The sequence below is a fragment of the Herpetosiphon geysericola genome, assembly GCF_001306135.1.
GTDB lineage: Bacteria > Chloroflexota > Chloroflexia > Chloroflexales > Herpetosiphonaceae > Herpetosiphon > Herpetosiphon geysericola.
On record NZ_LGKP01000022.1, the window covers coordinates 517,445 to 539,633 of the forward strand.

Annotated in this window: 19 protein-coding genes; 13 read left to right on the plus strand and 6 right to left on the minus strand. The window is 50.8% G+C overall.

All coding sequences use genetic code 11. The features are described from left to right. Nucleotides 1–197 precede the first annotated feature (197 nt). The 4 genes from SE18_RS15255 (at nt 198) to SE18_RS15270 (ending at nt 5,410) form a co-directional block, all read left to right on the plus strand. Nucleotides 198–1,505: a bifunctional folylpolyglutamate synthase/dihydrofolate synthase gene (locus tag SE18_RS15255; RefSeq protein ID WP_054535322.1), complete on the plus strand. Its 1,308-nt coding sequence runs from the start codon at nt 198–200 to the stop codon at nt 1,503–1,505. A gap of 98 nt (nt 1,506–1,603) precedes the next feature. Beyond that, nucleotides 1,604–1,975 carry a response regulator gene (locus tag SE18_RS15260; RefSeq protein WP_054535323.1) on the plus strand — a complete coding sequence of 124 codons (372 nt, stop codon included), beginning with the start codon at nt 1,604–1,606 and terminating at the stop codon, nt 1,973–1,975. After that, entirely contained in the window at nt 1,972–3,039 is a 1,068-nt protein-coding gene (locus SE18_RS15265; RefSeq protein WP_054535324.1) for an adenylate/guanylate cyclase domain-containing protein, read from the plus strand. The genes SE18_RS15260 and SE18_RS15265 overlap by 4 nt, the downstream gene beginning before the upstream one ends. A 13-nt stretch (nt 3,040–3,052) precedes the next feature. Beyond that, the gene (locus tag SE18_RS15270) at nt 3,053–5,410 is read left to right on the plus strand and encodes a histidine kinase N-terminal 7TM domain-containing protein (RefSeq protein WP_054535325.1); all 2,358 of its coding nucleotides are present in this window, start codon (nt 3,053–3,055) and stop codon (nt 5,408–5,410) included. On the opposite strand, the gene hutI is transcribed toward SE18_RS15270, so the two are convergent. Beyond that, nucleotides 5,361–6,644, minus strand: coding sequence for an imidazolonepropionase (gene hutI / locus SE18_RS15275; protein WP_054535326.1), 1,284 nt, complete (start codon nt 6,642–6,644; stop codon nt 5,361–5,363). The genes SE18_RS15270 and hutI overlap by 50 nt on opposite strands. Nucleotides 6,645–6,858: 214 nt before the next feature. Here hutI and SE18_RS15280 point away from each other — a divergent pair, with 214 nt between their 5' ends. The 8 genes from SE18_RS15280 to rlmD all read left to right on the plus strand — a co-directional run bounded on the left by SE18_RS15280 (nt 6,859) and on the right by rlmD (nt 14,094). Then, nucleotides 6,859–7,050 carry a hypothetical protein gene (locus SE18_RS15280; RefSeq protein ID WP_054535327.1) on the plus strand — a complete coding sequence of 64 codons (192 nt, stop codon included), beginning with the start codon at nt 6,859–6,861 and terminating at the stop codon, nt 7,048–7,050. A 78-nt stretch (nt 7,051–7,128) separates the two neighbouring features. Then, entirely contained in the window at nt 7,129–8,097 is a 969-nt protein-coding gene (locus SE18_RS15285) for a helix-turn-helix transcriptional regulator (RefSeq protein ID WP_054535361.1), read from the plus strand. A gap of 202 nt (nt 8,098–8,299) precedes the next feature. Further along, a complete protein-coding gene (locus tag SE18_RS15290; RefSeq protein WP_054535328.1) occupies nt 8,300–9,787 on the plus strand; it encodes a phytoene desaturase family protein in 1,488 nt (495 codons plus the stop codon). Between the two features lie 91 nt (nt 9,788–9,878). Continuing rightward, entirely contained in the window at nt 9,879–10,619 is a 741-nt protein-coding gene (locus tag SE18_RS15295) for a DsbA family protein (RefSeq protein WP_054535329.1), read from the plus strand. Between the two features lie 16 nt (nt 10,620–10,635). Then, the gene (locus tag SE18_RS15300) at nt 10,636–11,136 is read left to right on the plus strand and encodes a vitamin K epoxide reductase family protein (protein WP_054535330.1); all 501 of its coding nucleotides are present in this window, start codon (nt 10,636–10,638) and stop codon (nt 11,134–11,136) included. A 33-nt stretch (nt 11,137–11,169) separates the two neighbouring features. Then, nucleotides 11,170–11,721: a GNAT family N-acetyltransferase gene (locus tag SE18_RS15305; RefSeq protein ID WP_054535331.1), complete on the plus strand. Its 552-nt coding sequence runs from the start codon at nt 11,170–11,172 to the stop codon at nt 11,719–11,721. Nucleotides 11,722–11,729: 8 nt separating this feature from the next. Continuing rightward, nucleotides 11,730–12,806, plus strand: coding sequence for a site-2 protease family protein (locus SE18_RS15310; protein WP_152976667.1), 1,077 nt, complete (start codon nt 11,730–11,732; stop codon nt 12,804–12,806). 16 nt (nt 12,807–12,822) lie between these two features. Further along, nucleotides 12,823–14,094 carry a 23S rRNA (uracil(1939)-C(5))-methyltransferase RlmD gene (gene rlmD, locus SE18_RS15315; protein ID WP_054535333.1) on the plus strand — a complete coding sequence of 424 codons (1,272 nt, stop codon included), beginning with the start codon at nt 12,823–12,825 and terminating at the stop codon, nt 14,092–14,094. Nucleotides 14,095–14,305: 211 nt separating this feature from the next. On the opposite strand, the gene SE18_RS15320 is transcribed toward rlmD, so the two are convergent. Together SE18_RS15320 and tgt are read right to left on the minus strand one after the other, a co-directional pair. Next, entirely contained in the window at nt 14,306–15,730 is a 1,425-nt protein-coding gene (locus tag SE18_RS15320; protein ID WP_054535334.1) for a hypothetical protein, read from the minus strand. Then, nucleotides 15,727–16,905 carry a tRNA guanosine(34) transglycosylase Tgt gene (gene tgt / locus SE18_RS15325; RefSeq protein ID WP_054535335.1) on the minus strand — a complete coding sequence of 393 codons (1,179 nt, stop codon included), beginning with the start codon at nt 16,903–16,905 and terminating at the stop codon, nt 15,727–15,729. The genes SE18_RS15320 and tgt overlap by 4 nt, the downstream gene beginning before the upstream one ends. A gap of 183 nt (nt 16,906–17,088) precedes the next feature. On the opposite strand from tgt, the gene SE18_RS15330 reads away from it, so the two are divergent. Continuing rightward, nucleotides 17,089–17,505 (plus strand): globin family protein, encoded by a 417-nt coding sequence (locus tag SE18_RS15330; RefSeq protein WP_054535336.1) that lies wholly within the window; start codon nt 17,089–17,091, stop codon nt 17,503–17,505. Here the strand turns inward: SE18_RS15330 and SE18_RS15335 are convergent. The 3 genes from SE18_RS15335 to SE18_RS15345 form a co-directional block, all read right to left on the minus strand. Further along, nucleotides 17,502–19,544 carry a putative bifunctional diguanylate cyclase/phosphodiesterase gene (locus SE18_RS15335; RefSeq protein ID WP_054535337.1) on the minus strand — a complete coding sequence of 681 codons (2,043 nt, stop codon included), beginning with the start codon at nt 19,542–19,544 and terminating at the stop codon, nt 17,502–17,504. The genes SE18_RS15330 and SE18_RS15335 overlap by 4 nt on opposite strands. 498 nt (nt 19,545–20,042) lie before the next feature. Next, complete coding sequence (locus SE18_RS15340; RefSeq protein ID WP_054535338.1) at nt 20,043–21,104, minus strand: aldo/keto reductase; 1,062 nt, start codon at nt 21,102–21,104, stop codon at nt 20,043–20,045. After that, nucleotides 21,101–22,165 carry an aldo/keto reductase gene (locus SE18_RS15345; RefSeq protein ID WP_054535339.1) on the minus strand — a complete coding sequence of 355 codons (1,065 nt, stop codon included), beginning with the start codon at nt 22,163–22,165 and terminating at the stop codon, nt 21,101–21,103. The genes SE18_RS15340 and SE18_RS15345 overlap by 4 nt, the downstream gene beginning before the upstream one ends. Nucleotides 22,166–22,189: the final 24 nt, after the last annotated feature.

The following is a 22,189-nucleotide window of genomic DNA, read 5'->3' on the forward strand; positions in this document are numbered from 1 at the left end:
TTCTGATTTTTGACTTCTGATTTTTGACTTTCAGCATTCATCCCTCATACTTCATCCTTCATCCTTTTATTGGGATTGGGCTATAGGCTCTTGATTTTTGACTTCTGATTTTTGACTTTGGGCATTCATCCTTCATCCTTATTCTATGCTATTGGTTGTACACTAAGCATCATTTGGTTTAGACGGAGCGCACCTCAATGTTGCAAACCTATCAAGATGCTTTGGATTGGATTTATAGTTTCCTCGATAGCGAGAAGAAATTACCCAAAAACCCAACTGAGTTTAATTTGCCGCGAGTTAAGGCGATGCTGGCACTTTTAGATAATCCACAGTTGCGCTATCCCGCTGTGATTGTGGCTGGCACCAAGGGCAAAGGCTCGACATGCGCTTTTTTGGAATCGATTGCGCGCCATAGCGGCCTCAAGGTTGGGTTTTTTAGCTCGCCGCACTTGCATTCGTATCGTGAGCGCATCCAAATTAATCGCGAGCCAATTAGCCAAATTCAGCTGGTCGAGCTCATTAATCAAGTGCAACCATTGCTTGAGCAGCTTGACCCTGAGCTTGGTTCAGCAACCACGTATGAGATTGGGGTAGTGCTTGGCTTGTACTACTTTGCTACGCAGGCGATTGAATTAGCGGTACTTGAAATTGGCTTGGGTGGGCGCTATGATGCGATCAACAGCGTTGATCCAGTCTTGAGTGTAATTGCCTCGATTAGCTATGATCACACGGCAATTCTTGGTGATACGCTAGCCAAAATTGCCTATGAAAAGGCTGGTATTATTAAGCAGCATGTGCCAGTGATTAGCACCGTGCAGCAGGCCGAGGCGGCTGAGGTAATTGGCCGAATTGCTGCTGAGCAAGCGGCTCCGTTGTTTATCGCTGGCATGGCGGGCTTGCAGGAGCAAGCATCAGGGGTGATTGCCGAATATCCCTTGGTTATCGTGCCCGATCAGCTTGGCTTGAAGGGTGATTTTCAGATGCAAAATGCCCAACTTGCTGCCAGCGCCGCGATGCTCTTGCGTGAGCTTGGTTTCCCCATCAGCGACGATGCGATTCGCCAGGGCTTGGCTACAACCCAATGGCCTGCTCGCTTTGAGCAAATTGCAAACAATCCCGTGACAATTGTTGATGGCGCGCATAACGGCGATTCAGCCCGCGTCTTGTTGCAAGCGCTCAAGCAACACTACCCAAAACGCCCACTCACCTTAGTCTTAGGAACATCAAGCGACAAAGATATTCAGGCAATTATTCAGCAACTCAGCACCGCCGCAACCAAGATCATCACCACCTGTTCACGCCATCCGCGGGCTTTAGCGCCCGAACGCTTGGCTGAAATGATTCAGTCAACGGATGCTCGCCCTGTCCATCAGACCAACAGCGTTGCCGAGGCCTTAACGCTGGCTCAACAACTTACCACTGTCGATGGCCTCATTTGTGTAACCGGATCGCTCTTTGTGGCTGCCGAAGCCCGCGAAGTCTATGGCCTAGCCCAGCCCGATTAGTCGATCGTAAACTGACTCGTAATGCCCAATCGCGACACTAGCAACAGCAGAGAAGCCTCGCGATTCGGCATGGAGCAACGAGCATTGGAGTATTTTGTATGCATATTCTACTTGTCGAAGACCATGAAATGAATCGCGATATGCTGAAGCGTAGGCTTGAACGCCGCGATTTTACGGTTTCCATCGCCGTCGATGGTCAAGAGGCGATCGATATGGTTGAAAGCTTAATGCCCGATATTATTCTGATGGACATGAGCTTGCCGAATGTTGATGGTTGGACAGCAACCCGCGCGATTAAGGCCAATCCTGCGGTCAGCCAGATTCCAATTATTGGCTTGACGGCCCATGCTATGGCCGGCGATCGCGAGCGTTGTTTGGAAGCAGGGTGCAACGAATATGAGATTAAGCCAGTTGACTTTACTAGCCTAGTTAGTAAAATTCAAGCCTTAGTCAAGGATACGCCACTATGACCGCAACCCAACCCCGTATTCTGGTTGTTGATGATAGCGAAGATAACCGCTTTCTTTTACAACGCCAATTAGTGCGTCGCAATTATGGAGTAGTGCTTGCTGAGAATGGTCAGCAAGCACTTGATTATGTTCAAAGCAATGTGATCGATCTGATGCTGCTTGATATTATGATGCCGGTAATGAATGGTTTTGAGGTTTTACAAATCTTAAAACAGAATGATCAGTTGCGCCATATTCCTGTCATTATTGTTTCAGCCGCCGATGATATGGAAAATGTTGTCAAAGGAATTCAGCTCGGAGCAGAAGATTATTTGGCTAAGCCATTTAACACAACCTTGCTCCGCGCCAGAATTGAAGCCTCGTTGGAGAAAAAACGCCTCCACGACCAAGAACAAGCCTATTTGCAAGCAATTGCCTTAGAACAAGCTCAATCGACGCGCCTTTTGCGCAACATTTTGCCGCAAACGATCGCCGATCAACTCAAAGATCAACAAGCGAATATTGCCGAATATTTTAGCAGTGTTAGTGTCCTTTTTGCTGATATTGTGGGTTTTACCGAGCTATCAGGCCATGTTAATGCCAAAGAATTGGTTGCGTGGCTCAATCATTTGTTCTCACTGTTCGATCAGATGACGCTTGATGCTGGCTTGGAGAAAATCAAAACCATTGGCGATGCCTATATGGTTGCGGCTGGCTTGCCAATTGCCCAGCCCGACCATGCAGAACGTTTGGCCTTGTTTGCCACCGCGATGCTGGCGGCGATTGAGCAAATTCGTATGCCCAACGGCGAGCCATTGCAAATGCGCATCGGTATTCATAGCGGACCGGTGGTCGCTGGGGTCATTGGCATGATCAAATTTAGCTACGATTTGTGGGGCGATACGGTTAATATTGCTAGCCGCATGGAAAGTAGCGCCCAGCCGAATACAATTCAAGTGAGCGCCGAAACCTATGCGCTGTTGCACGACCATGAATACTTCAGCTTGCAGCCGCGCCATGGGGTTGAAATGAAGCATCTTGGCACGCGCACTACCTATATTCTGAACCGCCACCGTCATCACTAGGCTAGGTATTGTTATGCACTGGCAAATTCCATCGTATACATTTCCTACATTAATTGCAAGCAGCATTTCGTTTGCAATTGCTATTATTGTCTCGCGCCGCCGCTTTGTTGCCCAAATGTGGCCGTTTGCTCTTTTAGCTTTTACTGTTGCCTTCTGGACATTGGGTTATGGATGGGAATTAGTCAGTGTTGATTTAGCTACCAAAGTTATTTTTGCGAAAACTCAATATTTAGGTATTGCTACGCCACCCGTGGCTTGGGTTGCGTATGCCTTGTATTATACTGGCCAAGAACGGTTTGTTACTAAGCGTAGTTTTTTATATGCGCTGATTATTCCAATGATTACGATTATTTTGGTCTGGACAAATGAATGGCATCATTTGATTTGGACGAAGACTGAAATTGTGATGTATCACAATTATACGATGCTCCAAACTTATTACGGGCCATGGTTTTGGGTGCATACTGCCTATTCATATGTGTTTATGGCAGCAGGAACGTTAATTTTATTGCAAGCATTAGTGCTTTCTTCCTCGCTCTATCAAAATCAAATTATTGCATTAATTTTAAGTGCAATCGCTCCATGGGTTACTAATGCTTTTCATATTTTGGGCTATCGGCCTTTTCCATATCTTGACTTAACTCCGTTTGGCTTTGTGATTAGCACTGTTGCTCTGGCATGGGGCGCGTTGCGCTATCGTTTGTTCGATACGATTCCGATTGCACGCCATATTTTGATGGAAAATCTCAGCGAAGGCGTGATTTTTCTTGATGCCAAGCGCCGCGTGATGGATATGAACGCCACTGCTGGTCATTTATTGCAGCTGCGTCCTCAGGAGCAGATTGGTCAATCGGCGGAAATTGCTATTTTAGGCTTGCTTGCTGCGCCAACTGCCGCCGATCCTGATCAGCATTTGCGCTGGGAACAGTCGTTAACCCACGCCGACAAAAAGCTGATTCTCGATGTACAACTGTCGCCGTTGAGTGATCGTAATCGCTATCTTGGTCATTTATTGTTGCTGCGCGATATAACCGAGCGCCACCAATATGAAGATTTGTTGCGTTCGCAGCGTAATTTGTTTGCTGGCTTGGTCGAGGTTGCGCGCGCCACCAGCGCCCAAATTGACCTTGATCAGACCTTGCAAAGCACCTTGGACGTGGCCTTGCACCTAACCATGGCAGAACAAGGCAGCATCTTTTTGCTCGACCAATATCAAATGGTGACCCATAGCATTTTGGCCCGCGAAAAAGCCACCTTGATTGAGCAGCAAAATTTGGTTGGCCGCGTGATGCGCCAAGGCTTGGCGGGTTGGATTGTGGCCCACAATCAACTGGCCTTGATCAAAGATACCCACACCGATGAGCGTTGGTTGCATTTGCCAAACGCGCCCTACGATGCCCGTTCGGTCTTGGCTTTGCCTATTTTTGGCACCAGCGGAATTTTGGGCATCTTGATGCTTTTGCACTCGCAGGTTGATCATTTTGGCCAAGAGCATGCCGAATTGATGGAAGCTGCCACAGCCCAAATTTCATATGCGATTGGCAACGCCCATGTCTACCAAACCCAACAACAGCTGAACCACGAATTGAGCCGCGCCAAAGATGCAGCCGAAGCAGCCAGCCAAACCAAGAGCCAGTTTTTAGCCAATATGAGCCACGAGTTGCGCACGCCGCTGACCGCGATTATTGGCTATGCCGATGTGATGCGCGAAGATTTTATCGATTCTAACCATCATGTGTATCTTGAAGATTTGGATCGGATTCGCTCGGCTGGCTCGCATTTGTTGGGCTTGATCAACGATGTGCTTGATCTCTCGAAAATTGAGGCTGGCAAAATGCCAGTTTATTGGGAGCAAACGCGGGTCAGTATTCTTTTAAATGATGTGGTAACGACCATCCGACCCTTGATTGATCGCAACAAAAATAACCTGCTAATCGATCAAACCTACCATAATTTGATGTTTTGGACTGATCTTTCGAAGCTGCGGCGGGTGTTAATTAATTTGTTGGGTAATGCTGCGAAGTTTACCGAGCATGGCACAATTTCACTTTCACTCTTTTTGGATGAAACCTCTGATCCAGCCTGTTTGTACATTCGGGTTTGTGATACAGGCATTGGGATGACCGCTGATCAAGTGGCCAATCTTTTTCAAAACTTCAGCCAAGCCGATGCCTCAACAACGCGCAAATATGGCGGCACTGGGCTTGGCTTGGCAATTAGTCGTAATCTATGCAAATTAATGGGCGGCGATATTGAGGTGAACAGCGAGCTGGGTCATGGCTCGACCTTTACCGTCAAGCTGCCGTGGATCGAGCAACCGCTTAGCGATCAGCGCGAAGTTGGCTTTGATGGACTACCCTACCTGCTTTAATGACCATTGCAACCGGATTTGTGCCGAATTTGTAGCCAATATGGCGTTCGTCGGGCAGATTGAGCAAGGCAATATCGGCCTGCATGCCCACTGCTAAGCTGCCAACTCGCTCATGTTGGCGAATTGCAAAGGCTGAATTGACGGTTGCCGCATTCAAGGCTTCTGCTGGAGTAAGCCGCAAATAGCGACAACCAATCGCAATCGCCATCGGCATCGATTCGCAAGGGCTGGTGCCTGGGTTGCAATCGGTGGCCAAGGCCAAAATGCCATTGGCTTCGATGAGGCTACGCGCAGGGCTGAATTGGCTTTTGCCCAAGCCAAATGGCGTGCCAGGTAACGAAACGCCGACGGTCTCCGATTGGGCCAAAATTGCGATATGTTCTGGCGGCGTGGCGACCAAGTGATCAACCGAGAGTGCGCCAAGTTCGACGGCAAGCGGCGTGCCACCCAATGGCTCAAACTCATCGACGTGCAGCTTCAAGCGAAAGCCTAATGCTTTGGCCTTGAGCAAAATCCGTTGGCTTTGGGCCACCGAAAAAGCACCGTTTTCGCAAAAAATATCGCAGGCCAACGGCTCTTGCCAGATGGTTTGTTGCTGCCACCAAGCGGCTACTGCTGGCAACATCTCCTCAACCACCAAATCTACAAAGCCCTCAGGATTGTCGCGATACTCGGCGGGAATCGCGTGCGCACCCATAAAGGTCGGCACGATACCAATTGGATGGGTTTGGGCCAGTTCGGCGATGGCTTCAAGCATGGTTAATTCGGTAGCGGTGTCCAGCCCGTAGCCAGTTTTGATTTCAACTGTGGTTGTGCCATGAGCCAGTAATTGATCAAGTCGTGGCCGCGTTTGGGCGACTAATTCGGCTATGCTGGCAGCTCGCGTTGCACGAACTGTTGACATAATGCCGCCGCCAGCTGCCATTAACTCGCTATAGCTTGCGCCTTTGATCCGCAGCTCGAACTCATGCGCGCGGTCGCCAGCGTAACATGCATGGGTGTGCGGATCGACAAAGCCAGGAATCGCCAAATAGCCTTGGGCATCGATCACCTGATCTGCGGTCCAAGCGCTGAGTTCTGCTTGGCTGCCAATGGCGACGATTGTGCCAGCTTGGACGGCAATCGCTGCCTGATCGAGACAGGTTAATTGGGCCAAATTGGGGCCGCGCAGCGGCGCTTGCTGGCCTGTTGCCAAGCGGCCTATATTGATAATTAATTGATCGGCGTGGGGCATAACTCCTCCTTGAGTTAACAACGATACTTGCTGTATCCTACCATAGCGCTTGCTCTGCTGGGTTTGCGCTTGCAAAAGTTAAGTGAATGCGGATTGTTGATTAACAATTGTGCTAAGCATCCTGCAAATTCTGGCCAATGTACGTGCATTGTGGCAGCTGAAAGCAGCGGCTTATCTGCTATAATAGTTGGACAAACAAGGAGGATATACGGTCATGACAATCCAACGCCGTTCGACGCGAGCGCGCCGCCGATCACCAATTCGCAACATCAAACCATCAACCTCAACTGGCATCAACCCTGATTTGGAATACATCTTCATTCGCCACGATCTGGTACGGATCATTTTGATGGGCGGTGGGTTGTTGGCAATTATGGTCGTGCTAGCTGTATTAAATGTGTTCTAGCCAACACATTCGGAGCTTGCTGCTGGCACGGCCTTTGCCGTGCTTCTTTTTTGAGCAGCGCTTATGCTTGAGGGTGCTATGAGCGATGAACGTTTAGCCAGTAAAGCAGCACGTTTACGCTGGATCGAACGCAAACTCTACAATAATCCCCAAGGCTTGCGGGTGATGGATTTGGCCGAGGCCACGGGCATGGATCGGCGCACCATCTACCGCGATTTGGGGGCGCTTGAAGACATGGGCGTGCCCATGTGGCAATTTGAGGGCAAGTTTGGCATTAATCGCGAAGATTATCTTTCGACTGTGCGCTTGAATTTAAATCAAACGATTTCGTTATTTTTTGCAGCGCGCTTGCTCGCCCACCATAGCGATGAGCAAAACCCGCATGTAGTTGCAGCGCTTGAGAAAATTGCCGCCTCACTGCCCGACGAAACAATTGCCAAACATCTGAGCAATGTTGCGGCCCAAATTCAGCTGCGGCCAACGCGGCGCGAATATATTTTGGTGCTTGAGACCTTTACCAGAGCTTGGGCCGATCGGCGCATGGTTAAATTTTCGTATTGGGCCTCGAACCGCGATGAGCCAGAGGAGCGCACTGTTGCGCCATATGTGCTCGAAGTATCGCGCTTTGAGCCAGCCTCCTATGTCATTGGCCATGATCCGTTGCGCAATGCTTTACGTACCTTTAAGCTCGAACGCGTCCAACGGGCCGAAATTCTCGATACTGAATATGTCATTCCAACCGATTTTGACCCTTATTCGATGCTCGCCGATAGCTGGGGCATTATGGATGAGGGTAATACGGTTACGGTGCGCTTACGCTTTAGTGCAGTTGTAGCGCGGCGGGTCAAAGAAAGTACCTGGCATCGTTCGCAAGAAGTTATCGACTTGCCCGATGGTGGTTGTGAGCTTTCGATGAAACTTGCTGGCACGCGTGAAATGCGTTCGTGGGTGCTTGGTTGGGGCGCTGATGTTGAAGTGCTTGCGCCAACAGATTTACGCGCCGAAGTTGCCGAGCATGCCCAACGCATGGTCCAGCAATACCAATAAGCCGTTTGCCTATGGCCTGATTGCAACCCCTTGCCCGATGTGGTGAGGGGTTTTTGATTTTTGGGCTGAGCTGCATGGCGTGCTGCCACTGGTCAAAAATTCCTCACCCATGGTTAAGCGTTTTGTTCGCACACGCTCAGCAACACGCGGTACAATAGCATACGATTGCCCGATATCAGGCTTTTAATTCAAGGATGATTGCATGCAGCATGTGGTAATTGTTGGCGGTGGTTTGGGTGGCTTGGCGGCAGCGTTACGCCTGCGCGCGGCGGGAGTTGCGGTCACACTCTGCGAAAAAAATAACGCTCTTGGCGGCAAAATGGCCCAAGTTGTGCAGAATGGCTTTCGTTTTGATACAGGGCCGTCGCTGTTTACCATGCCGTGGGTGGTCGAAGAATTACTTGCTAGCGTTGGGCGCGAGCTTGCCAACGAATTAACCATCAAGCCTGTCGATCCAACCTGCCGTTATCAATGGCCCGATGGCACGCGCCTCGATGCCTGGAGCGATTTGCCCAAACTGCTGAGCGAGATTGAACGCTTGGAGCCAAGCGATGTGGCTGGCTTTTTGGGCTTTATGGCATTTAGCGCCCAAATTTATCAAGCAGCTGCTGAGCCATTTTTGCTTGAGCCATTTAAGGGCTTGCGCACCATGCTGCAACCGCGTTTGCTGCGCGATGTTTGGAAAATTGCGCCTCTGAAAACTGTTGATCAAGCAGTCCGCCAGTATTTCAAACACCCCTATCTGCGTCAATTGTTCAATCGTTATGCAACCTACAATGGCTCGTCGCCCTATCGTTCGCCAGCAACCTTTTGCATTATTCCGTATGTTGAAATTGCCCAAGGCGGCTGGTATATCGATGGTGGCATGTATCAATTAGCAGCCACACTTGGCAGAATTGCTGGCGAGATTGGGGTTGATATTCAGTTGAACAGCACGGTGACTGAGGTATTGCTGACAGGCAAAACTGCAACTGGTGTGCGTTTGGCTGATGGCCGCACAATCGCTGCCGATTATGTGATTGTCAATGCAGATGCCTTGTATGCGCTCGATCAGCTGATTCCAACCACTAAAGCGCCCAACCATGAACTGGCCTGTTCAGGTTTTGTATTAATGTTGGGAGTCAATCGCGATTATGCCCAATTGCAGCACCATAATATCTTCTTCAGTGGCGATTATGCTGCCGAATTTCGGGCAATTTTTGAGCATGGCGTGCCAGCAGTCGATCCAACGATCTATGTTGCTGCCACCTGTCGTGCCAACCCTGAGCATGCCCCAGCTGGGATGATGAATTTATTTGTCTTGGTCAATGCGCCTGTTACTGGACGGGTCAATTGGCAACGTGAGGCTGCGGCCTATCGCGATTTAGTCGTGCGCCGTTTGGAGCAACATGGCTTGGTTGGGCTGAATGAGGCAATTATCAGTGAAACGCTGCTGACGCCTGCTGATTTGGCGAGCATGACCAATGCGCGGCGCGGCTCGTTGTATGGGCCTGCGTCGCACGGCTTGCAAGCAGCCTTTTTGCGCCCAGCCAACCAACCAGCAGGCTTTGATAATCTGGCGTTGGTTGGTGGGGCAACCCATCCTGGGGGCGGGATTCCGCTGGTGTTGCTTTCGGGCAAGGCTGGGGCGCGTTGGGCAATGCAAAGATTAGGGGTTGCTGAGAAGCCCAAACATGGGACTATTTTCTGATAGCCAGCGTGCTCAAAGCTCGCTACGATGCAACTGTGGCAGCAGCTTGTGGTTGCCAGAAGTTCGCTGTTTGTATGAAAGGATCGATTGCATGAGCAATACACCCAAATCGCGCCAAGGCCGCCAGCGCGTGCAAGAGAAACGCTCGTTGTTGCCGTTTTACTTGCTGCTTGGTTTGGCTGGCATTGTTGGCTTGACGTTTGTCTTGTTTCAAGCCCTCCAAGCGCCAGTTGCACCGCCTAGTGCCAGCATTCCAATTCGGCCTTTGATTAATGCTGCCGTGGGCCAAACCTCAGAAGGCTACTGGTATAAAGGCGATCCAAATGCGCCAATAAAAATCATTGAATTTGCTGATTTCGAATGCCCAGGCTGTCGTGAGCTTGAACTTATGTTGGCTAACGCCGATTTTGATGCCCAATATATTGAAACTGGCAAAGTCCAATGGATTTATCGCGAGTTTCCATTGCGCAGTATTCACAAATCTGCTCAGTATAGTGCTGAGGTAAGCCGCTGTGCTGGCGACCAAAATATCTATTGGCCAGTGCATATGGCGCTTTACGATAGCCAATTGCAATGGACAAATAGCGAAACCCCCCAACCTATTATTTTGGATGCTGCGGTTAAGGCTGGAGCTAACCAAGCTGCGCTTGAGGATTGTATGGAAGCCAACACCCATACCGATGCGATCAATGCCTCCTATGATTCAGCGAGGAGCTTGGGGCTTGATCAAACGCCAACGGTCTTTCTGAACGATGATCGGATTGATTTTGTCAGCGATTATTACAACGACCTCAAGATGGCAATTGATGCGAAATTAGAAGTTACACCCTAACTCTAGGAGGCTTAAGATGGACGAGCGTCCATATTGGCCGCGCATGGCCATGGCTTTTTTGGCGCTTGGCGGCTTGATTAATGCGACCTATTTATCGATTCACCGTTTGCGTCCAACCCAAAGTGGGCCATTGGTGTGTGGGGTGGTTGGCAATTGCGAAGCAGTACAAGCCAGCAAATACAGCGTTTTCCCGCCAAGCACTGGCATTCCAGTGGCCTATATAGGCTTGGTTGGCTTTTTGGTGTTGGTTATACTCAGCGTGCTGAGTTTGCAACGCAACCAACTTGGGCGCTTGAGCCTGCCAAGCATCAATCTTGGCTTAGCCAGCGTGGCCTTGGCTTTTTCGGCCTATTTTACGGCGATTGAGGCTTGGGTTCTGCACGAATGGTGTCAGTGGTGCATTATCTCGGCGGTGGTGTCGCTGCTCTTTTGGGCTTTAGCCAGCTTTGATTGGTGGCAAGCTCGGCGGGCAACCAATGCAGAGCAGTTCGAAGCGGCCAACGCGACTGCGGTATAATACAGATTATTCTTAAAGTAAGGACCAGCGTTTATGGCGCATTTTGAATCGATCTTTAGTGTGCGTTTGTGTCACCCTGAAGATGCTGCTTTGCTCGCTCCTCTCGTTTCGGCTTTGGCTACTGAAGAAGGCGTAACCCCGCCAGATTTAGGAGCAATTGAAGACGTGATTCGGGCGATGCTGACCACTGGATTTAGCGATTTTGTGATTGCTGAACGTGGCCCCAACGAGGATGAAGTTGTGGGTTGTATTCAGATTAATTATCGGCTTTCGACCTGGGCTGCTGCCCCGTATGCCTATTTAGAAGATTTCTACCTTGTGCCAGAAGCGCGCGCCCAAGGGATTGGCACCAAATTGCTTGATTATGCCTGCCAACGAGCAGAGGGCAAAGGCTGCCAAAACGTCCAGCTTGATGTGCGGCAGGCCAATAAAGGTGCAATGCGCTTGTATGGGCGTTATGGCTTCAAAATGACCAACAGTGCTATTTGGAAGCGCGAGCGGCCAGAGTGCGAACAAGATTATAGCGCCGAAATCAACGAATTGGTCGATCAATTGCGTGGCAACGAGGAAACGGAGGCAGCCTAGTGTGGAGCATGCGCATCGGTAATGTAAGCGGTATCCCGATTAAACTGCATCTGAGCTGGCTGGTTTTAGCAGGCCTGAGCATCTATAGCTTCCAGCAAATGTTTGCGCTTAATGGGCAATCGGGCTTACCGCTGGCCTTGTTTGGCACATTACTGTTGCTGTGCTCGATTGTGCTGCACGAAGTTGGCCATGCGCTCATGGCGCGGCGGTTGGGCTTGCGAGTTACAGCAATTACCTTGTTTTTAACTGGCGGCCTAACCGAGTTGGCCGATGATGTTGATTTACCGCAAAGCGAATTTAAAATTGCCTTGATTGGCCCGTTGGTCAACGTGGCCTTGGCGGTGCTGGCGTTTCTTGGCTCATGGTTTTCGCAGGGAGTTTGGGCCAATTTTTGGGTAACGCAGGCAGTTATTAATGGATTGCTGGCGGTCTTTAATTTGCTGCCCTGCCACCCGCTCGATGGTGGGCGGGTATTACGTTCGATCTTTTGGTTTTTGAATGATGATTTGTTGCGCGGGACGCTGCTGGCGAGCACGATTGGGCGCTACCTTGGCAATGGTTTGATGGTAGTTGGGATCGTAACTCTTTTGAGCAATGCCCTGACCGGAAGCTTGCTTTTGCTGATGGGCTGGATGACCAATCGCGCTGCGGTGAGCAATTTTGTGCAAACAACCCTCAACTATACGCTGAGCCGAGCTTTGGTTGGCGAGGTTATGAGTCGTAGTTTTCGCACAGTTTCACCGCATCTGACCCTCGATTTGTTTGCTGGCCAATATTTGTTGGGCCAAGCAGAGCCTGCGTTTCCGGTTGTTCACTCCGAACGTCTGATTGGCATGATCAGCGTCCAACATTTGTATCGCTATGCGATGGGTGAGTGGCGCAGCGTTTCGGTGGGCGATGCGATGACGCCCAAAGCCGATTTGCCGCGACTCAACGTGGGCGATAGTATGCAAACTGCCTACTACACCATGCTTGGCCAACGCTACGATAGCCTGCCTGTGACCGATGGCGATGCGGTGGTGGGCATTGTGCGCCATCGCGATGTTGTGGCCTTCGTGCAGAGTGCGCTCAAAGTTAAAACCTAATGCGATGGGAAATCAAATGAATGATTTTGAATGGCCGCGTGAGCTGCAAACCACAATTGATGGCTTGGCTCAAGGTGGCGATGGGGTTGGCCGTTACGCAGGCCGACCAGTCTTTGTGGCGGCGGCCTTGCCTGGCGAACAGGTGCGGGTGCGGCTAACCGAGCGGCGCAATGGTTGGGCGCGTGGCGTGTTGCTTGAACCGCCAAGCAATCCCGCTGCCGAGCGGGTTACTCCGCCTTGTCCAGTCTATCAGCGCTGTGGTGGTTGCGATTGGCAACACCAAACAATCGAAAGCCAGCGCCAAGCCAAACAAACGATTTTGGCCGAGCAATTGCGTTTTGTGGCTCAAACCGATCAGGCCGAAGTTGCTGTAACCGCCGCTGCTGAGCCATGGCACTATCGCTCGGTTGCACGGGTGCATATCGATGGCCGCCAGGTTGGCTTTTATGCTGCTGGTGGCCGCCAGATCGTCGAGTTTGAGCAATGCTTGATTATCGATCCACGTTTGAATACGGCGATTGAGCGCTTGAAACCGCTGTTGCCCTTGGTTGGTTTGCGCGAAATCAGCTTGCGTTTGAGCACCACCGATGGCACGATTCATGGCCATTTGCTGGGCCAAGGCCAGAGTGGGTGGCGCAGTTGGGCACGCCGTTGGCTGGCCGCTGACAAAACCATTGCTGGGGTTTCAGCGGAGACGCGCGAAGGCTGGATGGCTTTGGCGGGCGCTGAATATTTGTATGAACAATTGGGCAATGTGCGCTTGCGAATTACGCCGACTAGCTTTTTTCAAGCCAATGTTGAGCGCGCACGAGCAGTTTTACAGCAGATCGAGCAATTTTTGCCCTTGAACAACACGACGCGCTTGCTTGATGGGTTTTGTGGAGTGGGCACATTTTTGTTGCCCTTGGCGCATAAAATTGGCCATGGCTGGGGCATCGAAGAACATCCGGCGGCAATTCGCGATGCTCAGGCCAGCGCCAAAGCTAATCAGCTTACCAATGTGACTCTGAAAACTGGCAAGGTTGAGGCTATTTTGCCGCAGCTGAAGCAACAATTTGATTTGGCAATTGTTGACCCGCCGCGCCGTGGGGTCGAGCCAGTGGCGTTAAATGCGTTAATTGCTGCCGAACCAACCATGATCGCCTATGTTTCGTGTCATCCTGGCACCTTGGCGAGGGATATTAAAATTTTGCAGGCTGGTGGCTATAGCATTCAACATGCTCAGCCCTACGATTTCTTTCCCCAAACGAGCCATGTTGAGAGTTTGGTGCTGTTGAGCAAAGTTTAGGTTTGCGCATTTCCGGCTGGGTTTCTCGCATAACGATAGCTTTTAGCAAACGTAAGATGCGTTGGTATGCTGAATGAACATTGTTCGTACTCAAAGTGTGACTTCAAAAATGTATGAAAGCTTGTATCGGTGATCACCACCCTTCTGTCCCGCTTCAAGGCAGGAGACGCAGAGGGTTTTCATCCCCCTGCACCGCCTAAAGTGCATTTGGTTATCTCGCTACCAGCCGAATATTAGTAATTTCGGAAATATAATCGTGGCCATTGGCATAAATCTCAAGGTGCGAGATGCGGCGCATATTGCTCAAATCGCCCTTGAGTTCGATGGTTTGATCGGTCCATTGGCGAAATGGCAGCTTGATCGAGCGAATATATTCTTTGTTGGAAATGCTGCCTGGCCCTTGATCGTCGCGGGCGTAGAAGCAATAGGTCGTTGAACCAAGCTGATCGGCGGGATTATAGTAGAAGATGGCGATTGCTAAGGCGCATTCTTCGCCAATATCACCAGCCCGATTGAGCGATTGCTCATAAATTCGCCCAGTAAAGCTCAATTCAAGGTCGCTGTAGGCCGTGGTATCAAGGTCGATTGTTTGGGTGATGCCCGTCCGAAAGCTCTTGGTATGGTCGATGCCCTCGGTACTATCGCGATGGAATTGGGCCACATTGATCAACGGGCGCAAGCAGTTGTTTGGTTGCTCGGTGCTACGTTGGGCACAACCGCCAACAATATAGAAATAGCCATCTTCCTCGGCCTCTGGCGAATACAACGAGCCAAACACTCGCCATGTATCTGCGCGCACAATATTGGTAACTGAAACAGGCACAGTGGCATTATTGTTATATTCTTGGGCGGTGAAGTCGGTAAAATTGCTATCGCGGGCTACTTGCCATTCTGCTGGCATTGGTTGCGATAAGCTGCCTTGGGCAATTTCGAGCTTCTGTTGGTTGCTGATACTGCGGCTTTGGCTGTTATACGCCAAGGTGATGCCGCCTTGTTCAACCACATATTCGCTAATTGTGGTTTGTTTGAGCCGTTGTTGTTCGCTGGCGCTGGTTGTTGGTGCGTTGGCATCCAATAAGCGCACCCGATAGCTACCACCCGGCTTGAGCAACGCTTGCTCAACACTATAGCCAGCTTGTTGCACAAAAACACTGAAATGGACATCTTGATATTGCTGTGAGGCTTCGGACGCTAAACGCAAGCGCACCAAGCCCGATTCAAGCCGCAAGGCCACTTCTTGGTTGCGCGAGCTAAATCTGGTGGTTTGTACTTTTTCAAAGATCAGGCTCGTGCCTGGCCAAATATCTAATTTGCTGCCATCAAATAAGGTAACGGTGGCGGCGATGCCAGCGGGCGCTGTGCTGCTGACATTAATTCGATCGCCTTGGTAAATTACGGTTTTGGGCGGCGTGGGTAGCTCAGGCTGGACCAAGCCAGCCCGAATAATTTCGATGCCACTGATATAGGTGTCGAGCGTGCCTGGCTCTGCTGGCTGGGTGCGGGCAAACGCCTTGACCCGCCACGCCAGATAGCAACTGCCAGCAATTACAAGGCAAAACGCCAGAAAGCCCAGAATAATCAAACGCCAAGCGATGCGGGTATATTCTTCGGTTGACCGCACGGTCACTCCGCTCATGCCTTTTCCCCTTGGGTGCGTAATGAGTTTAATCGGGCAGCACGGCTGGCTTCGCGCACTGCATGCGGAATCGTTTGAAAGCGGCTGAGCCAATCGTCCATAAAGCTTTGATAGCGATCTTGCAAAATTGCCTCGCGTGCTTGCTCCATCAAGCGAATTAAGAAGCGCAAATTATGCAGCGTGGCCAAGCGCAGCCCAAGCACTTCCTCGGTACGGAACAAGTGGCGCAGATAGGCGCGGCTAAACCGTTGGCAGGTTGAGCAATCGCAGGTTGCATCAATTGGCGCATCTTCGCGGGCATATTTGGCATTGCCAATATTCAAGCGCCCTTCGGGAATGAATAAGGCTCCATTGCGCCCCAAACGGGTTGGCAGCACACAGTCAAACATATCAACCCCACGCGCCACGCCTTCGAGCAAATCTTCTGGCGAGCCAACGCCCATTAGGTAGCGTGGTTTGTTGCGTGGTAGCAAGGGCGTGGTTTCTTCGAGCATGCCATACATCTGCTCTTTGGGTTCGCCAACGCTCAGGCCGCCAATGCCAACCCCGGGAATATCTTGTTGGGCGATAAAGCGCGCGCTTTCACGGCGCAGATCGGCCTCAACGCCACCCTGCACAATCCCAAACAAGGCTTGATCGTCGCGGGTTTTGGCGGCGATACAGCGCAGCAACCAGCGATGGGTGCGTTCCATGGCGGCTTTGGTATAGGCATGGGTGGTTGGCTGCGGCGCACATTCATCGAAGGCCATAATAATATCAGCGCCCAGTTTTTCCTGAATGCCAATTGCGCTTTCTGGCGTAAAGCGATGCTTTGAGCCATCGATATGCGATTTGAAGGTTACGCCATCTTCGTCGATTTTGCTATGCGGCCCCAAGCTAAACACCTGAAACCCGCCCGAATCGGTCAGAATTGGCTTGGGCCATTGCATAAAACGGTGTAAGCCGCCCATTTCAGCCACCAAATCGGCGCTGGGGCGCAAATAAAGATGATAGGTATTCGATAAGATAATTTGCGAGCCAATCGCTTCGACTTCTAATGGGTCAAGCGTTTTCACCGTGGCTTGGGTGCCAACCGGCATAAAGACAGGCGTTTGAATGGTGCCATGCGGTGTGCTCAATTGGCCAGCCCGCGCCTCACCATCGCTATGTTCAAGGGTGTAAGTAAAGTTATTCATAATGGGCCAATTATAGCGCTATTTTGGTTGGCTGGAAAAGCCGTGTGGCTAAGCATTCGGTAACAAAATCCAATCAGGCGCAAGCCTGATGTTAACTCCACTCACAACCCGATTGTCAGCCATAGCTTGAGATTGGTAGGCTAGGCCATGTCACTTGGAGTAATCATATGTGAAAGGATGGTCATGTCCACATTATCTCCGGCTGCGATTGAGCTTGTGCAACAAACCTTTGCCGAGGTTGGGCGCGATCCCCAACAATTGGTTGAAGCATTCTACGGACGTTTGTTTAGCTTGGCTCCTGAGTTTCGACCGTTGTTTCCTGAGGATATGCGCGAGCAACAAAAAAAGTTATTGCAATCATTGACGTTGGTGGTCAATAATCTCAAAAAGCCCGAAGCGGTTGTGCCTGCGGTGCAAGAGCTTGGGCGCCGGCATATTGATTATGGGGTTAAGCCAGAGCATTACGATACGGTTGGCGCGGCTTTGGTGTGGGCGCTCGCGCAACAACTTGGCCCGCAATGGAATACTGAAGTGCAGGATGCATGGGTTGCCGCCTATAGCTTGGTCGCCAATGTGATGATCGAAGCCAGCCAAGCCTAATTCAGCGAAAGCGAAAAATCTGCCGCCTGTTCAAGGGGAACGGGCGGCGAGAAAAAGTAGCCTTGACCCGCTTGGCAGCCAAGTTCACGCAAAACCTGAATATGTTCGGCGGTTTCGATGCCCTCGGCAATGGTCGCCAGATGCATGGTTTGGGCCAAATTGATAATTGTTCGTACAATCGCCAAGCTACGTTGATCTTCGAGCGCCGCTTGAATAAACGAACGATCAATTTTGATTGTATTGAGTGGAAAGCGGTGCAAATAGGTCAGCGATGAATAGCCAGTGCCAAAATCGTCAATGTGCAACGGCAAACCCAAATTGCGCAGCGCATTCAAAATTGGCTCAGCCCGTTCGGCGTGCAATAACGCGCCTTCGGTAATTTCCAAATGCAGCAAGTGGCGCGGAAACTGATAGCGTTCCACTAGGGATTTAATTGTTGGCAGTAATTGGCTGTGCAATAATTGGCGCGGCGAAAGGTTAATTGCTAACGTCATATGCTGCATCAATGGCTCGGTTTGCCACTGAGCAAGCTGTTCAGCGGCAACTTCCAACATCCACCAACCCAACGGAATAATCAGGCCCGTTTCCTCGGCAATATCCAAAAATTGGCCAGGCGAGCGCAACCGCCCATCAGGATGCGCCCAGCGAATCAGAATCTCAAAGCCGGTGCAATGTTGCTGCTCAAAATCGATAATTGGTTGAGCAAAGAGCCGAAATTCTTGGCGTTGCAAGGCCAAGCGTAAAGCACTTTCGTTGTGCAGGCGGCTGCTAAAATTGGCGTATAAGGTTTGATCAAAAATTTCGATCCCGCCGCGCCCTGTGTGTTTGGCGCGATAGAGCGCTAGATCGACGTTGCGCATCACGGTTTCAATGGGCATTTCGCTGGTAATTAATTCCAAGCCAATGCTCACATTGCAGAAAATCTCTTGGCCGTTTTCGACCACAAATGGCTCTTCGAACAATTGGCGAATCCGTTGGGCGGCGTTGAAGGCTGCTGGCAAATCGGGCAGGCGATCAAAAAAGATTGCAAATTCATCGCCATCGAAGCGTGCAACCACATCGCTTGGCAATTCTAAACCACGGCGTAAGCGTTGGGCGATGTCAGTCAGCATGGTATCGCCAATATGATAGCCCAAGCCATCGTTAACCATTTTAAATTCATCAATATCAAGCAAAATAATTGCAAAGCTATAATCGTGGTGATGACGCTGATATTCTAGGGCGCGCGATAAATGCAATTGAAACGAGCGCCGATTGGGCAAGCCAGTCAGCGAATCGTGCAACGATTGATGATAGAGCGCTTCTTCCATTTGCAATTGGGCGGTATGGTCGCGCAAAATCACAATTGCGCCGTTATTGCGGCCTTCTGCGTTGAGCAAGGGCGTAACATGTTCAGTAATTGAGGTTGAATGGCCATCACGGGCGCGTAAATAGCGCTCGAATGGCAAGGTGAGCACTGGCTCGTTGCGCAAAGCAGCTTCAATCACATGAATTGGTTGATCGTTGAGGCTACTGCGAATGACCACTACTTGGTTAAAATCTTGCTTGATCGCTGCCTGATAATCCCAGCCAGTCATGCGCTCGGCAACCGGATTGATCCACTGAATTTTGCCAGCCCGATCAACCGCCACAACTCCATCGCTAACATTGGCCAGCATGGTTTGCATCCAAACTTCAACCCTGCTGAGGCGGCGAATTAAGTTGCTGCGTTCGATGATGGTTTTGAGCGTCAGCACAAGGCTTTCGGTGCTAATTGGCAAGGTCAGAATATCAATTGTGGTTGGTTGGTTGGGCTGGTTGAGGCTGGCTTGTTCGCTGGCATGGCTCAAATAGAGCACTGGAACTGGGCACTCTTGCTGATTGATCTGGGGCAGAAACGCAAGGTTAGCTAAGATTAAATCGATGCTGCTGAGGAGCTGATTTGCAGCCTCCCACGAGCTAGCTTGGGCCACGCTACAACCAGCAGTAGTTAATTGGCCGCTCAGATCGTGAGTGCTTGGTGCTGAATGGTCGAGCATTAAAATTCGTGGATTATTCATGGGCTGCACTCCAATAGACATCGTTACGCATATGGGTGCTATGCCCAAACAGCGTTCGAATCAAATCTGTCGCAATACCATGCCACCTCATCAACACTATTCTCCAGAGGATTGAGCCAAGATTCCATGGAATTTGGCGGGGAACCGTACACTCCTTCACTATAGAGCCTCAATCCACTAGAAATTAGCGCCGATTTGGATCGCATATTAATCTAGGATTAGCTGCCAAACGTGGGCCTAAATGTGGATGCGACATCGTAGAAGTGAACAGCGTGGTTCAGCCTCGAATCTAGGGTTTGATCATCTTAGCATAGGCTGTGCCAAAATTGAGGGTGATTTAAGTGGTAGTGTTGCTAGGACTACCACATCTTTAGCTTTAATGATTGTACTGCGAAGGAGGATGCTGTGGGCCGAAGGTCTCATTTCAGCAATTGGGGTTGGATTGAGGAGCCAATCGACAATGATATTTTCGATCACCTTGGTTTAGCCGTAAACCGTTTAGCGCGATTCGGCCCAGCCTTGGACATTCATGCCGCCGAAGATGGCGCGGCGCAACTCAGCACTAAACAGGCTATCTGGGTAAACACGCTCGGGTATACTCGCTTGATTGAGCAATTGCACCTGTTCGGCAGTTAGCTTAATCGCTTGGGCAGCGAGGTTGGCAGACAGCTGCTCAGGTTGTCGTGCACCTATAATGAGCGTGCTAATTCCAGGTTGTGCTGCTGCCCATGCCAAAGCGACCTGGGATACTGGTTGCTCAAGCATTGCTGCTACATTTTGCAATGCTTGGAGGATATTCCAGTTGCGTTCGGTGAATTTCTGGTCGCCGAATGGATTGGGGCCGCTGAGCCGACCCTGACCACGAACTCCGCTGCTTTGGCGCTGATACTTTCCGGCCAGAAATCCTGCTGCTAGTGGACTCCAAGCAGCGATTCCAAGGCCACATTCACGGGCTGCTGGGATGTATTCGCGCTCGATATTTCGCTCAACCAGCGAATACTCAAGTTGCATGGCAATCGGGCCGGGAATGGCGTGTGCTGCTGCCAACGTCGCGGCGCGAACAGCATACCAAGCTGGTTGATTTGAGAAGCCAAAATAGCGAATAGTGCCAGCGCGAACGAGATCGCCAAGGGTTTGGAGCACTTCTTCAACGGGCGTAACCTGATCCCAGATGTGGAGCCAATAGAGATCGATATAATCGGTGCCTAATCGGCGCAATGATCCCTCAAGCGCTCGCTGAATGTTTTTGCGGCCGTTGCCTCCTGCGTTAACATTCTGGGATTGGCCGCCGTAAAAAGCAAATTTTGTCGCCAGCACTACCTGATCACGCAGACCGCGCTCGGCGATGAACCTGCCAACGAGTTGCTCGCTCAGCCCATCTGCATACACATCAGCAGTATCAATAACGTTGCCGCCAGTATCAATGTAGGTATTGAAAATATCTGCCGATGTTTGAGCGTTTGCTCCCCAGCGCTGGCTCCCAAAGGTCATTGTGCCCAGCGCAAACGGACTGACAACCAAGCCTGAGCGACCTAATGTACGAAAGGCTGTTTGGTTCATTGATGTAGCCCCTGCTTGGCGCTATTGCGCATGGCTGCGAGTTGATCGGCACGGTTCTGGCTCCACATCTGCAACATCCAGCCAGGGTATTCAGCAGGAAGTCGGCTCGCTTGATCAAGCAGATCAAGGTCGGCGGAATCAAGCTCAATCTCGCTTGCCCCAAGATTGTCATTTAGTTGCTCAAGTCGCTTTGCGCCTAGAATAACGCTGGTTACCTGCGGCTGATGCAGCAGCCATGAGATTGCCAATTGGGCAACACTCGCCTGTTTGCGTTCTGCTAGTTCACCAAGCAGATCGATAATCGTATAGGCTCGCTCCAGATCGACTGGTGGAAAGGCCACTGCTGTGCGCCGACTATCGACAACCTCCTGCTGATCGCGGCGATACTTGCCGCTTAGCAGCCCTCCACTGAGCGGGCTCCATACGAGCAAACCAAGCCCTTCGCTAGCGAGCATTGGCCCGATCTCGCGCTCGATATCGCGACCTGCCAAACTATAGTACGCTTGGATGCTTGCTAGGCTATGCATTCCATGGCGTTCGGCGATGCCCAAGGCTTTACTTATTTGCCATGCCGCCCAGTTCGAAACGCCAATATAGCGAACAAGCCCTTGCCGAACCAAATCATCCAAGGCTGCCAAGCTTTCCTGGATTGGCGTGGCTGGATCGAAGCCATGAAGCTGATAGAGGTCGATATAATCAAGTTCAAGTCGTTGCAAACTGGCTTTTGCACTAGCTAAAATATGCTGCCGCGACGAACCACGTTGATTTGGGCCTGCTCCTGTTTCACCGAAAACTTTGGTGGCCACGATCACATCATCGCGTCGAATACCTAAATTCTTTAATGCTTGACCTGTGATCCGCTCGGATTCGCCTTCTGAATAGGTATCGGCGGTATCAATAAAATTGATTCCAGCAGCGAAGGCCTGGGCCATGAGGCGATCGGCCTCGGCCTGTTGAACCTGACCGATAGCGCCATAGGCCCCGCTACCGCCAAAGGTCATGGTGCCAAAACAGAGTTCAGACACAAAAAGTCCAGTTGAGCCAAGTTTGTTATAGCGCATAGCTTGATCCTCCAAGGTGACTGA

What these genes read in the sequence shown, in the direction of transcription:
- SE18_RS15345 (WP_054535339.1), bottom strand. Translation starts at nt 22,165, where the DNA reads ATGCGCTATAACAAACTTGGCTCAACTGGACTTTTTGTGTCTGAACTC.
- SE18_RS15330 (WP_054535336.1), top strand. Translation starts at nt 17,089, where the DNA reads ATGTCCACATTATCTCCGGCTGCGATTGAGCTTGTGCAACAAACCTTT.
- SE18_RS15340 (WP_054535338.1), bottom strand. Translation starts at nt 21,104, where the DNA reads ATGAACCAAACAGCCTTTCGTACATTAGGTCGCTCAGGCTTGGTTGTC.
- rlmD (WP_054535333.1), top strand. Translation starts at nt 12,823, where the DNA reads ATGAATGATTTTGAATGGCCGCGTGAGCTGCAAACCACAATTGATGGC.
- SE18_RS15285 (WP_054535361.1), top strand. Translation starts at nt 7,129, where the DNA reads ATGAGCGATGAACGTTTAGCCAGTAAAGCAGCACGTTTACGCTGGATC.
- SE18_RS15320 (WP_054535334.1), bottom strand. Translation starts at nt 15,730, where the DNA reads ATGAGCGGAGTGACCGTGCGGTCAACCGAAGAATATACCCGCATCGCT.
- SE18_RS15255 (WP_054535322.1), top strand. Translation starts at nt 198, where the DNA reads ATGTTGCAAACCTATCAAGATGCTTTGGATTGGATTTATAGTTTCCTC.
- SE18_RS15305 (WP_054535331.1), top strand. Translation starts at nt 11,170, where the DNA reads ATGGCGCATTTTGAATCGATCTTTAGTGTGCGTTTGTGTCACCCTGAA.
- tgt (WP_054535335.1), bottom strand. Translation starts at nt 16,905, where the DNA reads ATGAATAACTTTACTTACACCCTTGAACATAGCGATGGTGAGGCGCGG.
- hutI (WP_054535326.1), bottom strand. Translation starts at nt 6,644, where the DNA reads ATGCCCCACGCCGATCAATTAATTATCAATATAGGCCGCTTGGCAACA.
- SE18_RS15310 (WP_152976667.1), top strand. Translation starts at nt 11,730, where the DNA reads ATGCGCATCGGTAATGTAAGCGGTATCCCGATTAAACTGCATCTGAGC.
- SE18_RS15260 (WP_054535323.1), top strand. Translation starts at nt 1,604, where the DNA reads ATGCATATTCTACTTGTCGAAGACCATGAAATGAATCGCGATATGCTG.
- SE18_RS15335 (WP_054535337.1), bottom strand. Translation starts at nt 19,544, where the DNA reads ATGAATAATCCACGAATTTTAATGCTCGACCATTCAGCACCAAGCACT.
- SE18_RS15295 (WP_054535329.1), top strand. Translation starts at nt 9,879, where the DNA reads ATGAGCAATACACCCAAATCGCGCCAAGGCCGCCAGCGCGTGCAAGAG.
- SE18_RS15280 (WP_054535327.1), top strand. Translation starts at nt 6,859, where the DNA reads ATGACAATCCAACGCCGTTCGACGCGAGCGCGCCGCCGATCACCAATT.
- SE18_RS15300 (WP_054535330.1), top strand. Translation starts at nt 10,636, where the DNA reads ATGGACGAGCGTCCATATTGGCCGCGCATGGCCATGGCTTTTTTGGCG.
- SE18_RS15265 (WP_054535324.1), top strand. Translation starts at nt 1,972, where the DNA reads ATGACCGCAACCCAACCCCGTATTCTGGTTGTTGATGATAGCGAAGAT.
- SE18_RS15290 (WP_054535328.1), top strand. Translation starts at nt 8,300, where the DNA reads ATGCAGCATGTGGTAATTGTTGGCGGTGGTTTGGGTGGCTTGGCGGCA.
- SE18_RS15270 (WP_054535325.1), top strand. Translation starts at nt 3,053, where the DNA reads ATGCACTGGCAAATTCCATCGTATACATTTCCTACATTAATTGCAAGC.